Source organism: Sorangium sp. So ce406, from assembly GCF_051474675.1.
GTDB classification, from domain to species: domain Bacteria; phylum Myxococcota_A; class Polyangia; order Polyangiales; family Polyangiaceae; genus Sorangium; species Sorangium cellulosum_G.
On sequence record NZ_CP150340.1, the window covers coordinates 10723231 to 10738652 of the forward strand.

Consider the following 15422-nt stretch of genomic DNA (forward strand, 5'->3'; position numbering starts at 1 on the left):
ACGAGGGATTGTCCCGGGTGTCGCACCGGGCGCTCTGTCACGGGGATGTTGCACGATGCAGGCCAACGACGGCCTGAGTCGGGCATCGCCCTTTTCCCCGGGATGGCCGTGCGGCGCCTTTCACGGTTGAAACCACCGGTTGCAACCGTGGCGCAACGCGGCGGCAGCACGGCAGCGCGGCGCCGGCCGGGAAACGCGGGCTAGACCCGGGAAAACAGGGCTTTTCAGCTCGCAGAGCCGGTCCACGGCGACCCGGAGCGCTCGCCGAGCGCGCCGTCCGGGCCGGCCGACCGGGGTGGGAGCGGCAGCGCCACCTGGAACCTCGCCCCCATCCCTGGGGCACTCTCGACCTGGATCGTTCCCCCATGGGCCCGGAGGATCTGATCCACGATGTACAGCCCGACGCCCAGCCCCCCGTACGAGCTGGTCGGCGCCGCCCGCTCGAAGCGCCCGAAGATCCGGCCGATGTACTCCTGGGCGATCCCGATGCCCTGATCCATCACCTGGAGCACCGCGGACCGCCCGTCGACCGTGATCCGCAGGTGGATCGGCTTGCCGCGCCCGTACTTGATGGCGTTCATGAGCAGGTTGGTGATCACCTGGTCGATGCGCAGGCGATCCCACCGGCCGACCGCCCGCTCCGGGATCTCGATCTGGAGCGTGCAACCCGCCCGCTCCAGCTCGGACTCGAGCCGGGAGGCCACGTCGCGCGCCACGTCGCACAGGTCCACGTCCTCGAGGCAGAGCTCGAGCTGACCGCTGTTGATGCGCGCCACGTCGAGCAGCGTGTCGATGAGGCGCGTGAGCCGGTCGATCTGCCCGTCGGCCTGGGACAGCTTGGCGAGCACCTGGTCCACCGGCAGCGCGGCGCCCGGCCGGGAGAGGGCGCGGGTGAGGCCCTGGATCTGCAAGACCAGCGCGCTGAGCGGCGTCCTGAGCTCGTGGGAGGCGACCGCCACGAAGTCCTCGCGCACCTGCACCGCCTCCCGCGTCATGCGCAGCAGGCGGGCGTTCTCGAGGCAGAGCGCCGCGCGCTGCGCGACGTCGAGGGCGACCGCGAAATCCGGGGGATCGAAGCGCTCGCCCGGCTCCACCCAGACCATGCTGAGCGCGCCGAGCACGCTGCCGCGCGTCACGAGCGGAACGCACAGGTAGCTGCTCGCGCCGAGCTCGTGGACCACCGCCGGATCCTCGGGGTCGAGCGCCTGGGCGACGTCGCGCGGCGCGCACTCGACCCGCAGGTCGGGCCGGCCGGTCGTCAGCACCGCGGCGATGCCGTCCCCGGCCAGCGCGAGCTCCCGCGGGACGAACCGCTCGGCGAACCGCGCCGCCTCGCGGGACCGGTGCGCGGCGGCGACCCGGCGGGCGCCGCCGTCCTTGCGCAGGTCGAGCACGCACCAGGTGCAGATGCGCTCCGCGACCAGGCGGGTCAGCGACCTGGCCACGCTGTCCTCGTCGAGCGAGGCCGAGAACGAGCTCGACGCCTCGGCGAGCAGCTCCGAGCGGCGCACCGCGGCCTCGGCCTCGGCGCGGGCCGCCCGCTCGCGGGTCAGGAGGTGGATGCGCTCCTGCTCGTGGCGCTTGCTGTCGTCGATGTCGGTGAAGCTGCCGAGCCAGCCGACCACCCGCTTCCAGGCGTCCCGCTCCGGCACCGCCTGACAGAGGTGCCACCGGTAAACGCCGTGGACCGACCGGAGGCGGCACTCGCCCTGGAACGGCTCGCCCGACTCGAGGCAGCGACGCCACTTGTTCACGAACTGGTTCAGGTCGTTCGGGTGCACCGCGGCCTGCCAGCCCCAGCCCCGGAGCGCGTCGAACGCGAGCCCCGTGTACTCCAGCCAGCGCGAGCTCACGTAGTCGATCGCGCCGTCGAGCTTCGCCGTGAAGACGCACTGCGGGATGGCGTCCGCCAGGTTCTGGTACCTCGCCTGCGCGGCGCGCCGGAGCTCCTCGACCTCCGCGTCGCGCCGCCGCTGCTCGGCCTTTCGCAGGAGCTCCGCCTGCTCCTTGATCTGCTCGCCGCGCCGGTGGAGCTCGACGAAGACGGCGACCTTCGCCTGCACGACCTCCGGCTCGAGCGGCTTCAGCAGGTAGTCGACGCCGCCCACGGCGTACGCCTTGTAGATGGCCGACAGATCGTCGGTCGCCGCGGTGAGGAAGATGATCGGCGTGTGGCGGGACCGCTCCCGCTGCTTCACCAGCGAGGCGACCTCGAACCCGTCGATGTCGGGCAGCCGCACGTCGAGCAGGAGGACCGCGAAGTCCTCGGACAGGATCCTGAGGAGCGCGTCCTTGCCGCTCGCCGCGGTGACCAGGCGGTAGCTCTCGTCGGCGAGGATCGCCTTGAGCGCTGCCAGGTTCTCCGGCTGGTCATCCACCAGGAGGATGCTGGTCGTCGCGGGAGCGGAGGACACGATGGGCTCCGTCGCTCAGTCGGGCCGCAGCCAGTGCAGCATGACCGACATGAGGCGCGCGTCGTCCACCGGCTTGGCCACGAAGTCGTTGAGGCCGGCGTCCAGGCACTTCTGCCGATCTTCCGGCATCGCCTTGGCCGTGACCGCGATGATCGGCAGATCGCTGAAGCGGGGATCGTTGCGGATCTCGCGGGTCGCCTCGTAGCCGTCGAGCTCGGGCATCATGATGTCCATGAGGACGATATCGACGGTCGAGTCGGCGTCGCGGAGGATCTCGATGCCGTGCCTGGCGTTCTCGGCCAGGAGCACCTGCGCGCCCCGCCGCTCGAGCAGGCTCGTGATCGCGAAGACGTTGCGCGCGTCGTCGTCGATGACGAGCACGTTCCGCCCCGCGAGCGCGACCGAGGACGAGCCGTTGGTGAGCATCGGCGCGATCGGCTCGGGCAGCTCGGCGCGCGACGGCTTCGTGGCCTTCTGCTCCGGCCGCTCCGCCGGCAGGTAGAGGGTGAACTTGCTGCCGAGCCCGGGCGTGCTGTGCAGCGAGATCTCGCCGCCGAGCAGGCTGGCGAGCTCCCGGCTGATCGTCAGCCCGAGCCCCGTGCCGCCGTAGGTGCGGCTGGTCGAGGCGTCGGCCTGCTGGAACGCGTCGAAGATGAGCGTCTGCTTCTCCGGCGGGATCCCGATGCCGGTGTCCGTGACGGCGAACGCCACCACGGCCTTCGCCTTGATGAGCGTGTCGCGCTTGTACGTCATCCCCCGGCTGGCCACCTCGATCTCCAGCGAGATCCGGCCCGACGACGTGAACTTGAACGCGTTGGACAGCAGGTTCTTCAGGATCTGCTGCAGCCGCTGCAGGTCCGTCATGATCGTCGAGGGGACGCCGGTGCCGACCCGGACCCAGAACTCGAGCTCCTTCTGCTCCGCGATCTGCCGGAAGCTCCGCTCGACGTACTCCGCCAGCTCGGACAGCGCCACGCGCTGGGTCTTCACGTCGATCTTGCCGGCCTCGATCTTGGACAGGTCGAGGATCTCGTTGATGAGCTGGAGGAGGTCCTGCCCCGCGGCGGCGATCGTCTTCGCGTACTCGACCTGCTTCGGCGTGAGCGTGTGCTCCTCGTTGTCCGCGAGGATCCTGGCGAGGATGAGCAGGCTGTTGAGCGGCGTGCGCAGCTCGTGCGACATGTTCGCGAGGAACTCGGACTTGTACTTCGAGGTGCGCGACAGCTCCCTGGCTTTCTCCTCCAGGGAGGCGCTGGCGCGCGCGATCTCGCGGTTCTTGATCTCGAGCTCCGACGCCTTCTCCTCCAGCTCCTGCGAGCGCGAGCCGAGCTCGGTGTTGGACCTCTGGAGCTCCTGGAGCAGCTCCTCCGTCCTCATGCTGGCGCCGATCATGTTGAACACGACGCCGATCGACTGCGTGAGCTGCTCGAGGAACGTGAGGTGGATGGGCGTGAAGTTCTGGAAGCTCGCCAGCTCGATGACCGCCTTGAGGCCGCCCTCGAACAGCACCGGCAGGACGCAGATGTTGCGCGGCGGCGCCTCGCCGAGGCCCGAGCTCACCCGGATGTAGTCGTCCGGCAGGTCGGTGACGACGATGCTCTTCTTCTCGAGGCCGCACTGCCCGACGAGCCCCTCGCCCAGCGCGAACCGGTTGGAGATGCCCTTGCGCTTCTGGAACGCGTAGCTCGACGTGAGCTTCAGCGTCGGGTGCTTGTCCTCGGACTCGAGCACGTAGAAGGCCCCGTGCTGCGCCGAGACGAGCGGCGTGACCTCGGACATGATGAGGCGGCTGAGCGCCTCGATCGTCCGCTGCCCGGCCATCATCCCGGAGAAGCGCGCCAGGTTCGTCTTCAGCCAGTCCTGCTCCTGGTTGGCGCGCGTCGTGTCTCGCAGGTTCGAGATCATCTGGTTGATGTTGTCCTTCAGCTGAAGGACCTCGCCCTGCGCCTCGACGGAGATGGCCCGCGTCAGGTCGCCCTTGGTCACGGCGGTGGCGACCTCGGCGATCGCGCGCACCTGCGTGGTGAGGTTGCCGGCGAGCTGGTTCACGTTGTCGGTGAGGTCCCTCCACGTGCCCGCCGCGCCGGGCACCTTGGCCTGGCCGCCGAGCTTGCCCTCGATGCCGACCTCGCGCGCCACCGTGGTCACCTGCTCGGCGAACACGCGCAGCGTGTAGGTCATGTCGTTGATGGTGTCCGCGAGCGACGCGATCTCGCCCTTGGCCTCCAGGGCCAGCTTCTGGCGGAGGTCGCCGTTCGCGACCGCTGTCACGACCTTGGCGATGCCGCGCACCTGCGAGGTGAGGTTCGAGGCCATGACGTTGACGTTCTCCGTCAGGTCCTTCCAGGTGCCGGACACCCCGGGCACCTGCGCCTGGCCGCCGAGCTTGCCCTCCGTGCCTACCTCGCGCGCGACGCGCGTCACCTCCGCGGCGAACGCGCGCAGCTGATCCACCATCTTGTTGATGGTGTCCTTCAGCTCGAGGATCTCCCCCTTGGCCTCGACCGTGATCTTCTGGGACAGGTCGCCGCTCGCGACCGCCTTCGTGACGAGGGCGATGTTGCGCACCTGGTTCGTCAGGTTGCCGGCGAGCTGATTGACGTTGTCGGTCAGGTCCTTCCACGTGCCGGCGACGCCGGGCACCTGCGCCTGGCCGCCGAGCTTGCCGTCCGTGCCTACCTCGCGCGCGACGCGCGTCACCTCCGCGGCGAACGCGCGCAGCTGATCCACCATCTTGTTGATGGTGTCCTTCAGCTCGAGGATCTCCCCCTTCGCCTCGACCGCGATCTTCTGGGACAGGTCGCCGCTCGCGACCGCCTTCGTGACGAGGGCGATGTTGCGCACCTGGTTCGTCAGGTTGCCGGCGAGGACATTCACGTTGTCCGTGAGGTCCTTCCACGTCCCGCTGACGCCCCGCACCTCGGCCTGCGCGCCGAGCTTGCCCTCGGTGCCTACCTCGCGCGCGACGCGCGTCACCTCCGACGCGAACGCGCGCAGCTGCTCCACCATCTTGTTGATGGTGTCCTTCAGCTCGAGGATCTCGCCCCGCGCCTCGGCGGTGATCTTCTGCGACAGGTCGCCCTTGGCGACGGCCGTCGTGACGAGGGCGATGTTGCGCACCTGGTTCGTCAGGTTGCCGGCGAGCTGATTGACGTTGTCGGTCAGGTCCTTCCACGTGCCGGCGACGCCGGGCACCTGCGCTTGACCGCCGAGCTTGCCGTCCGTGCCTACCTCGCGCGCGACGCGCGTCACCTCCGCGGCGAACGTCCGGAGCTGCTCCACCATCTTGTTGATGGTGTTCTTCAGCTCGAGGATCTCCCCCTTCGCCTCGACCGTGATCTGCTTCGACAGGTCGCCGTTCGCGACCGCCGTCGTCACGACCGCGATGTTGCGCACCTGGTTCGTCAGGTTGCCCGCGAGGACGTTCACGTTGTCCGTGAGGTCCTTCCACGTCCCGCTGACGCCCCGCACCTCGGCCTGCGCGCCGAGCTTGCCCTCCGTGCCTACCTCGCGCGCGACGCGCGTCACCTCCGACGCGAACGCGCGCAGCTGCTCCACCATCTTGTTGATGGTGTTCTTCAGCTCGAGGATCTCCCCCTTCGCCTCGACCGTGATCTGCTTCGACAGGTCGCCGTTCGCGACCGCCGTCGTCACGACCGCGATGTTGCGCACCTGGTTCGTCAGGTTGCCCGCGAGGACGTTCACGTTGTCCGTGAGGTCCTTCCACGTCCCGCTGACGCCCCGCACCTCGGCCTGCGCGCCGAGCTTGCCTTCCGTGCCTACCTCGCGCGCGACGCGCGTCACCTCCGACGCGAACGCGCGCAGCTGCTCCACCATCTTGTTGATGGTGTTCTTCAGCTCGAGGATCTCCCCCTTCGCCTCGACCGTGATCTGCTTCGACAGGTCGCCGTTCGCGACCGCCGTCGTCACCACCGCGATGTTGCGCACCTGGTTCGTCAGGTTGCCCGCGAGGACGTTCACGTTGTCCGTGAGGTCCTTCCACGTCCCGCTGACGCCCTGCACCTCGGCCTGCGCGCCGAGCTTGCCCTCGGTGCCTACCTCGCGCGCGACGCGCGTGATCTCCGAGCCGACGGTCTGGAGCTGCTGGACGACGTCGTTCACCTCGTCGGCGATCTGCCCGATCGTCCCCGGCACCTCGCCGATGCCGACGCGCGCCGAGAAGTTGCCGGCCTTCACGGCCTTGAGCACCTCCAGGATCGCCTGGAGCTGCATCTCCCGCACGTCGAGGCTGAGCCCGTCCGCGCCGCGCCTGCGGGAGGGCGGCTTCTTCTTGCTGGCTCCGCTCCCGTTCTTGTCCTTCGACGCCGACGCGATGTTGTTCGGTTGCATGAATACCTTCCTGACGACGATGGCGCGCCTGGAAATATCGGTCTCGCTTCGTGGGATCAGGCCCCGACGATGCCGGGGGAGGGCGGCATCACGGGGACCCGGCGCGCCGCCGTCTCACGACTTGCCGCGGCGCAGAACTTCTTCGACCTGTCGCTGGAGGCGAGCGTGCTCGATGTCGCGAGCGCGCCGCTCGAGCGCGCGTCGCATGCGAGAGCTTAGCTCATCGGACCGGAAAGGTTTGGAGAGGTAATCGGAGGCGCCGACGCGGAGGGCCCGCATCCCGGTCTCGACGGAGCCGAAGGCGGTGATCGCGATGATCGCGAGGAACGGGTCGTGCTCCTTCGCTCGCGCGATCAGCTCGATGCCGTCCATCCCCGGCATACGGATGTCCGTGATGAGGAGCTCGAATTTCTCCGAGGGAAGCAGCCTGATGCCGGACAAGGCATCGGCAACATGCGTCGCGTGGTAGCCGTGATCGGTCGCGATGTCAACGACGAACCGGCCGAGATCATCGTCGTCCTCAACAATCAACACCTTCGTCGGTGAGCTCGAACTCATCCCTCCTGCCTCCTGTGCTCCCTGCCTTTTCTGCCTGTCTTTCCCTGCTGGCCCTGTTGGCCTGCGCCTTCGGCCCCGGCGCCTCGCGTCCTGGCCTCAGGTGCCTTGGTGCTCGCCTCCGTGCTCAGGAGCTTGCCTCCATGCTCGCGTCCGTCCTCTCTTCGGGCGGTTCTCCCTGGGGCGCCGCCTCGAGCCTTGCTGCCGAGCCCGCCTCCGCGCTCGACGCTGGACCGGAGACGGTCGTGGGCAGGGTGACCCGGAAGCGTGCCCCGCCCGTCGGCGAGGAGGAGACCTCCACCGATCCGCCCGCCTCCTGGACGATGCCATGGACGATGGCGAGCCCGAGGCCGCTGCCCCCGCGGGTCGACTTCGTCGTGAAGAACGGCTCGAAGATCTGGCCCGCGTCCTCGGCGCGGACCCCGGGCCCGGCGTCCTCGACATCGAAGCACACGGCGCGAGCGCCCGCCGGACCGTCGCACGCGGGGAGGACGCGCACCGAGAGCTCGCCGCCGCCTTCCTGGGCCTCGATGGCGTTCAAGCAGAGATTGAACACGACCTGAAACAGACGATCGGAGTCGAGGGCGACGCGCGCCCACTCCCCGCTATCGCGCGGACAGACGATCGTCGTCTCGATGTCGCGCTTCCTGCACTCCGGGCCCAGGAACGCCACGACGTCCTCGATGACGCGCCGGAGATCGCTGTCCTCCTGCTGATGCCGAGACGGCCGGGCGAGCGAGACGAGGCGGGAGACGACGCGGGTGATCCGCTCGGACTGCCGCGCGATGGTCTCCAGCTCGGCGCGCAGGTGCTCCGGGCAGCCGGGCAGGTCGGCGGCGCGCCGCGCGCGGCCCTGGATCACGTTCAGCGGCGACCCGATCTCATGGCCGAGCGAGGTCGCCACCTGCCCCGCGGCGGCGAGCGCCTGCGCCTGCTGCAGCCGCCGCTCCACGTTCACCCGCGCCGTCTCCTCCCGCTCGGCGCGCGCCCGCGCCTCCCGGAGAGACCAGGTCATCGTGTTGAAGGCGTGGGCCAGCCGGGACAGCTCCTCCGCGCCCTTCTCGGGCACGGCCGCGTCCAGATCGCCGCTGGCGACGCGCTCCGCCCCGGAGAGGATGGCCCGCGCCGGGAGCGCCACGGTGAAGCGCCCCACGAGCCCGGCCACGACAGCGCTGATCAGCAGCAGCACGGCGCCCGTCACCGCCAGCCCGCGATTCAACGCACTCTCGAGCACCTCGATGTAATGACGATCGCGCACCAGGATGGCGACCAGAGGCGGATTGGCGGCGCTCGGCTGGATGGAGACGGTGCGGAGCAGCACCGACTGCCCGACCAGGGTGGAGGTCTCCTCGATGTCTCCCCCCTCGAGGAACGCCCGATGGGCGATCTCCCCGAGGCGCTCGGCCTCCCCCTTGACCCCCTCCGTGATGAAGACCGCCTCCCCTTCCCGGGTGAACGCGGCGACGCCCAGGATGCGCTCGGCGCTCGCGAAGTGCTCCGCCCGCCGCCGGACGAGCGCGAGGTCACGGCGCTGGAGCGCGCTCTCGACGAACGCCTGGAGCAGGGTGGCATAATTGCGGAGCTCGGCCGTGGCCTCCTCCCGCAAGATCTGTGTCCGGTGCGCCGACGCGAATACGCCGTACAGCAACGTCGCGATCGCGATGGGCAGGACAAGAGACAAAAAGAACTGATGTGCGAGCCTCATCCCCGCGGGTCGGCGCTGGTGATCCACTGCCATACGACGATCCACCGCGACGCCCACAGGACGCCACCGCGTCAGCGCTTCGCGTCATCGGAGGAGCCGAGCGCGCGAAGCCCTGGAATCACATCACCATTTCCCCTGACCGGCAAGATCTTCCTGGGATCGAAGACAAGTATTCATCCAGGTACCTCGCCATACGTCGAGTCGGTATCAGGCTTTGCCTGAACAGGACTAAGGCATCGGCCGACGTCTTCGTGACGCCGGTCACGCCGCCTAGGCCAGACGCGCCCGCGGTCGCTTCGCCGCTGCCCCTCGGGTCGCCGCGCGCGCGCCGGCAGCCGCCGGGCCGCCGCGCACGCCGCTCTTCACCGCGCCCGCGCCCGCGCCGCGGCGCCCTGCGCTCTCCGCGAGCATCGCCCCCCACCGCGAGATCGCCTGCGCGACCTCGCTGAACCCCCGCCCGGTGTCGGTCAGCTCGTACTCCACCCGCACGGGGGGCCCCGGCAGGACGCGCCGCACGACGAGGCCGAGCGCCTCGAGCTCCTTCAGCCGGCTGGAGAGCATCCGGTCGCTGATCGCGTCGAGCCGCTCGCCGATCTCGCCGAAGCGCAGCGGGCCCTCGTCGAGCGTCGCGATGATGAGCCCGTTCCACGGCTTCGCGAGCACGTCCATCGCCGCCTGGAACCCGTCGCAGAGGTGCTGGCATGAGCGCTTCATTCCGCGTCCTGGACAGGATGACCCCTTCACTACCAAAAAGGAAGTCCCTTGACACGAGGTAGCGCGTGTTCATGATGCTTTCCTGACGGATGCTGCTTCTCTTTCGGAAGTAACATCTTCTTTACAAGGAGCATCGATCGTGACCACTGCCGCCGATCTGCTGTTCAGCCCCTTCAAGCTCGGCCCCCTGTCGCTGCCGAACCGCCTCGTGATGGCGCCGATGACGCGCTGCCGCGCGGGCGAGGGCAACGTGCCCAACGAGCTCAACGCGGTGTATTACGAGCAGCGCGCGTCCGCCGGCCTCATCATCACCGAGGCCACGCAGGTCAGCCCGCAGGGCGTGGGGTACCTCCGCACGCCGGGCATCCACACCGACGCGCAGGTCGAGGGGTGGCGGCTCGTCACGGACGCGGTGCACCGGGCGGGGGGGCGCATCTTCGCCCAGCTCTGGCACGTCGGGCGGGCGTCGCATGTCTCGTTCCAGCCGGGCCGGCAAGCGCCTGTCTCGTCCTCGGCCCTCGCCATCCGCACCGGCCACGCGCACACGCCCGAGGGCGCGCAGCCGTACAGCACCCCGCGCGCCCTCGAGACGCGCGAGATCCCCGGCGTCGTCGCGCAGTTCGAGGACGGCGCGCGCCGGGCGAAGGCGGCCGGCTTCGATGGGATCGAGCTCCACGCGGCGAACGGCTACATCATCGACCAGTTCCTCCGCGACGGCGTGAACCAGCGGACGGACCAGTATGGCGGCTCTGTCGAGAACCGGGCGCGGTTCCTGCTCGAGATCGTCGACGCGGTGACCGGCGTCTTCGACCCGGACCGGGTCGGCGCGCGGGTCTCGCCGCTGGGCGGCTACAACGACATGAGCGACTCGAACCCGAAGGCGATCTTCGGCCACGTCGCCGCCGAGCTCTCGGCGCGCAAGCTCGCCTACCTGCACGTCGTGGAGCCGGTCGACGGGCAGGCGGAGGACGCCGCGGGTCGCGTGATGCCCGTGCTCCGCGAGCGGTTCCGCGGCGTCCTCATGGCGAACGGCGGCTACACGCTCGAGACCGCGGAGGCGGCGCTGCGGACGGGCGCGGCGGACCTCGTCTCGTTCGGCGCGCCGTTCCTGGCCAACCCCGATCTGCCCGAGCGCCTGTCGCGCCGGGCGCCGCTCAACCCGCCCGACGTGTCGACGTTCTACTCCGAGGGGCCGCGCGGCTACACCGATTATCCGCGCCTCGGCGACGCGCAGGCCGCCGCGCAGCCGTCGGCCTGAGCGCGGCATCCGGCAGAGGCGCGGCGAGGGCTCCCGCGCCGCGGACCATGGTAGGCTCCAGGGCCGATGTCGGCGGCCCTGGATCTGTTCCCGAGAGCGGTCGTTGTTCTGCGCGCGCGCGTCGATGAGCGCCCGGCGCCCGGCGCGGCGCGCTCGCCCGCGGAGGCGCCGTGAGCGCGGCGCCGGGCGAGGTGCAGCGCATCGGGGCCGGCGAGCTCCGGGCGTTCATCCAGGACGCGGGCGAGCTCAAGAAGGGCACGCTGCTCTACGACGGCGGCCAGCTCCTGAACCTGGCCCGCCACGAGAACAAGCTGTTCTGCGAGGCCAGGGGCTCGGGGGCCGCGCCCTACAAGGTCACGCTCACCTACAGCGGCTCGCCGGCGCCCGCCTTCAAGGGGCGCTGCACCTGCCCGGCGCGGACGTTCAACACCGCGTTCTGCAAGCACGCGGCGGCGCTGCTCGTCGCCTGGGCGCGCGCGCCCGAGTCGTTCGTCGTGAGCGACGCGGCGCCGCCCGGCGCGCCCGGCGCCGACACGGCGCGCAAGAGCGTGAAGAAGGGCAGCGCGAACGCGCAGGCCCTGATGAAGTCGGGCGTCGAGCAGGTCGGCACGCTGGTGCGCGAGCTCGCCGTGGCCGGCGTCGCGGCGATCGGGGCCGACCGCATCGAGCAGATGGAGAAGCTCGCCGAAGGGCTCCGGGAGAACCGCCTCCGGCGGCTCTCGGCGCGGACGCTCGACCTCGCCGCGCTGCTGCGTGGACCCGCCGCAGGCGCTGGACCCGCCGCGAGCGGCCCGCAGGCCCCCGGCGCCCGCCGCGGCGCGCTCCCGGCGGTCGCGTACGCGAACCTGATGGCCGATCTCCTGCTCACCGCCCGCAAGCTCGAGAAGCACCTCGCGGGCGAGCCGCTCGACGACCGCCACGTCGAGGAGCTCGTCGGCAAGACGTGGAAGGCGTCCGACCGCAAGCCCGCGGAGGGGCTCACGCTCGTCGAGTACGCCTTCTCGACGCGGACGACGAGCGACGATTACGTCATCCGGGAGAGCCGCTTCCTCGACCTCGAGACAGGCCGGCACTTCAGCGAGAAGCAGATCCTCCCGGCCTTCATGGCGAAGCGGACCGAGCCGAAGCGGAGCTTCGCCGGGGAGGTGCTCGCCGGGGCGCGCGCGACGACCTACCCCGGCTACCCGCCGCTCCGCCTCGACTTCACCGACCTCGGCGACAAGCGCCCGCTCGAGGCCGGCGCCCTGGAAGCGGTGCTCGCGCGGGCGCTGCCCGACGTCGGCGCGGCGCTCGCGGCGCTCCAGGAGCACCGCAAGGACGTCTTCGCGCCCGACCTCGTGCCCGTGGCGGTGCGCATCGACACGCTCTTCGCGCGCGGCGCGCGGCTCTCGGCGGTCGACGACAAGGGCGAGGCCCTCCACCTGCCCGACGACGCCGCGCTCGAGGAGCGGCTCGCCGGCTCCCTGCGCGACGCGCGGCTGCGCGCGCTGCTCGGCGACGTCGGCATCGACGCGGCGCTGCCCACGCTGTGGCCGCTCGCCGCGGTCGTCGAGGGCCCGCTCGGCCTCGAGCTCCGGGCTGTCTTCGATCTGGGCGTCGAGCAGGGCGCCGCGGCGCGGAGCGGGCCGCTGGAGGGCTCCGCCTGGAACGCCGCCGCCCGCGAGGCCGGCGCCTCGCCCGCGGCCATCGCGCTCGGCGAGGTGCGCGAGGAGCTCGCCGAGGCGCTCGCCACCGGGCTCACCGGCCTCGGCGCCCGCGTGACCGACCCGCTGGCCGAGCGGCTCCGCGACCTCCGCCTGGAGAAGCAGGCCGCGCTGCTCCAGGGCCTCCCGCAGCGGCCCGAGCCGGCGGACCGGCTCGACGACTTCATCAAGCTCTACCAGGTGCTCGAGATGGCGCTCGTGCGCCTCGCCGGCGCGACGCACATCGACCGTGCCTCGACCGAGCGCGTGCCGACCTACGAGAGCGTGACCGTCGCGCGGCCCGACGAGGCGCTCCCCCCGGACGAGGTGGCGCGGCGCCGCGCGGCGGGCGCGATGAGCCGCTACGTCGCCGCGGTCCACTACGCCCGCTACTACGAATCGCTGCCGGCGAGCGAGCTCGTCGAGAGCATCTTCCCCCTCTGGGCGGACGGCACCGCGACGCCGACCATCGCGAGGACGTTCGCGCCGCTCGGGGCCGAGGCGATCGCCGCCGCCGAGCGGGCGCTCACGGTCAAGGCGGGCCGCGTGGCGAAGCTGACCGCGGTGCGGGTGCTGCAGGCGGTCGCCCTGCACGGCGGCGCCGCCTCGGCCGACGCCGCGGCGATGCTCGGCCGGGTCGCGGAGCACGCCAAGGACGCGGGCCTGCGGGCGCTCGCCCGCGACGCGCTCGACGTGCTCGACGCGCGCGCGGCGGGGCCGGGCGGCGGCGCGGTGCGCGCGCGCCGCGCCGCCCGGATGGAGCGGGTGCAGGAGCTCGCGAAGACGCTCGGCGCGGCGCCCACGAAGGAGGAGCGCGGCGAGGCGCTCAAGGCGCTCGCCGAGCTGGGCGACCTCTCCGCGCTGCCGGCGCTCCGCCGCGCCTTCTACGCCGACGCCGCCCGCGGCGTGCGCGAGGAGGCCGCCTACGCGCTCGCCCAGCTCGGCGACGTCGAGATGGTCGAGACGTTCGTGCGGATGCTGGCGAGCCGCGGCGAGGACGAGCGGGAGGCGAAGATCGCCGCGTACGCCCTCGGCTACCTCGGCGACGTCCGCGGGCTGAGCGAGCTCCTGGCGGCCTACGCCGAGGGGTACAAGCCGGGCATCGTGGCGGACGCGATCCGCGCGTTCGGCCCGGTGGCGCTCGCGCCGCTCGTGGACCTCATCGAGGCGCGGCCGGAGATCGCGAAGCGCGCGGCGGCGCTCGACGCGCTGAAGAAGATGGAGGACGCCGCGGTGGCGGGGTGCCTGCTCGAGCGGGTCGAGGCGCGGCGCGGCGACGCGGATTTCCCGGAGCGGGCGCAGCTCTACCTGAAGCTCGCGAACGTGCACCCGCACAGCCGGCGCGAGGTCGCGACCGCCGTCGCGGCGGCGCTCGCGGGCGCCGAGGGCAAGGACGCGCAGGCCGCGCTCCGGGCGGCGCAGCGGGCGCTCGGCGTGGTCAAGCGGGGCAAGTAGCGGCCCCGCGCCCGCTCACATCGCGATCTGCAGGGGGATCTCCGCGGACACCTTCTCGCCTGCGTCCCTGGGGGTCGCGACGAGGCGAAGCACGCCGCGGGCCGCCGGGATCTCTCCTGCCGCGTCCGCTTGCCCGCCGTCGCGGAAGTTGAGGAACACGGGCGCGATCGTCTCGGTCCACCCGGAGGCGCACGCGTTGACGGGCACGGTGTTCGAGCCCTCGAGCACGGGCCGGCGCGGTGCCGCCGGATCGGGCTCGGGCGCCGCCGGATCGGGCTCGGGCGCCGCCGGATCGGCCGCCTCCGGCTCGAACGCCAGGCGGTAAGCCCACACGCCGCCTCCGCGCGTGTGGTGCCGGATCGCCACCATCACGTGCTGGCCGCCCTGGGGGCCGTACTCGATCGGGAGCGAGGCGTCCTCGGCGAGCGGGGTCGCGCCGCCCTTCGGATCGCTGAAGAACAGGCCGGCCGCGCCGGCCGCGGGCGGCTCGCCGTCGGCGCACGCCGTCGAGGGGTCGGGCGGGCCGTTGTTGCCGCCGGGATCGGGCCAGATGCAGAAGGTGCCCATCGAGCACAGGCCGAGGAGCGCCGTGAGCGCGACGCTGGTCCGGAGCTTCAGGAGCCGCATGCTCCCATGCTATCCGGCAGATCCGCGAGGGGCGCAATCAGCTCTTCGTATCGGATCGGCCCTCGCCGCGCGTCGCCTCGTGACGAGCGCCGCGATGGCCGCGGTGCCAGCGATGGCCGCGGTGCCAGCGATGGCCGCGGTGCCAGCGATGGCCGCGGTGCCAGCGATGGCCGCTGGCGCTGTGGAGCGTTGCCAGAAAGCTGGTGAGTTTCGCTAAGGTAGCTCGACAAGTCTCCAGTACTTGTTGAGCGCCGCCATCAGCTCGACGAAGCTGAGGAACGTGACGGGCTTGAGGAGATAGCCGGCCACGTTGAGGTTGAAGGCCCCTACCTTGTCGCGATCGTCGTTCGATGTGGTCAGCACGACAACCGACGTGGACACGAGATCCGGATCGGCGCGCAGCTCGCGCAGGAACTCGATCCCGTTCATCTTCGGCATGTTGAGGTCGAGCAGGATCAGCCGGCGCTCGACCGGGATGACGCCGCTGCGCAGCATCTCGAGCGCCTCGACGCCGTTGCCGGCGACCCACAGAGGGTTCGAGATGTTGTTCCTCTTGAACGCCCTGCGGACGTTCATCACGTCGACCTCGTCGTCCTCGACGAGGAGGATGTTCAGGAGCTTCTCTTCGACGTTCATTGTCTCCCTGTTCTCCTTGGCGGGAA

General features: G+C 71.1%; 9 protein-coding genes. 2 read left to right on the forward strand and 7 right to left on the reverse strand.

The window, feature by feature from the left end:
- Nucleotides 1-224: 224 nt before the first annotated feature.
- The 5 genes from WME96_RS40275 to WME96_RS40295 all read right to left on the reverse strand — a co-directional run bounded on the left by WME96_RS40275 (nucleotide 225) and on the right by WME96_RS40295 (nucleotide 9738).
- Nucleotides 225-2414: an ATP-binding protein gene (locus tag WME96_RS40275; RefSeq protein ID WP_437286867.1), complete on the reverse strand. Its 2190-nt coding sequence runs from the start codon at nucleotides 2412-2414 to the stop codon at nucleotides 225-227.
- Nucleotides 2415-2429: 15 nt separating this feature from the next.
- Entirely contained in the window at nucleotides 2430-6764 is a 4335-nt protein-coding gene (locus WME96_RS40280; RefSeq protein WP_437286868.1) for a HAMP domain-containing protein, read from the reverse strand.
- Nucleotides 6765-6878: 114 nt separating this feature from the next.
- Entirely contained in the window at nucleotides 6879-7322 is a 444-nt protein-coding gene (locus tag WME96_RS40285) for a response regulator (protein ID WP_061619276.1), read from the reverse strand.
- Nucleotides 7323-7446: 124 nt separating this feature from the next.
- On the reverse strand, nucleotides 7447-9024 hold the full coding sequence (locus WME96_RS40290; RefSeq protein ID WP_437286869.1) for an ATP-binding protein: 1578 nt from the start codon (nucleotides 9022-9024) through the stop codon (nucleotides 7447-7449).
- A gap of 270 nt (nucleotides 9025-9294) precedes the next feature.
- A complete protein-coding gene (locus WME96_RS40295; protein WP_437286870.1) occupies nucleotides 9295-9738 on the reverse strand; it encodes a winged helix-turn-helix transcriptional regulator in 444 nt (147 codons plus the stop codon).
- 139 nt (nucleotides 9739-9877) lie between these two features.
- Here WME96_RS40295 and WME96_RS40300 point away from each other — a divergent pair, with 139 nt between their 5' ends.
- Complete coding sequence (locus WME96_RS40300) at nucleotides 9878-10996, forward strand: alkene reductase (protein WP_437286871.1); 1119 nt, start codon at nucleotides 9878-9880, stop codon at nucleotides 10994-10996.
- 170 nt (nucleotides 10997-11166) lie between these two features.
- On the forward strand, nucleotides 11167-14133 hold the full coding sequence (locus tag WME96_RS40305) for a HEAT repeat domain-containing protein (RefSeq protein WP_437286872.1): 2967 nt from the start codon (nucleotides 11167-11169) through the stop codon (nucleotides 14131-14133).
- A 15-nt stretch (nucleotides 14134-14148) separates the two neighbouring features.
- Here WME96_RS40305 and WME96_RS40310 read toward each other — a convergent pair whose 3' ends face one another.
- Together WME96_RS40310 and WME96_RS40315 are read right to left on the reverse strand one after the other, a co-directional pair.
- Nucleotides 14149-14760 (reverse strand): hypothetical protein, encoded by a 612-nt coding sequence (locus WME96_RS40310; protein WP_437286873.1) that lies wholly within the window; start codon nucleotides 14758-14760, stop codon nucleotides 14149-14151.
- Nucleotides 14761-14973: 213 nt separating this feature from the next.
- A complete protein-coding gene (locus WME96_RS40315; protein WP_433930487.1) occupies nucleotides 14974-15396 on the reverse strand; it encodes a response regulator in 423 nt (140 codons plus the stop codon).
- Between the last annotated feature and the right edge of the window lie 26 nt (nucleotides 15397-15422).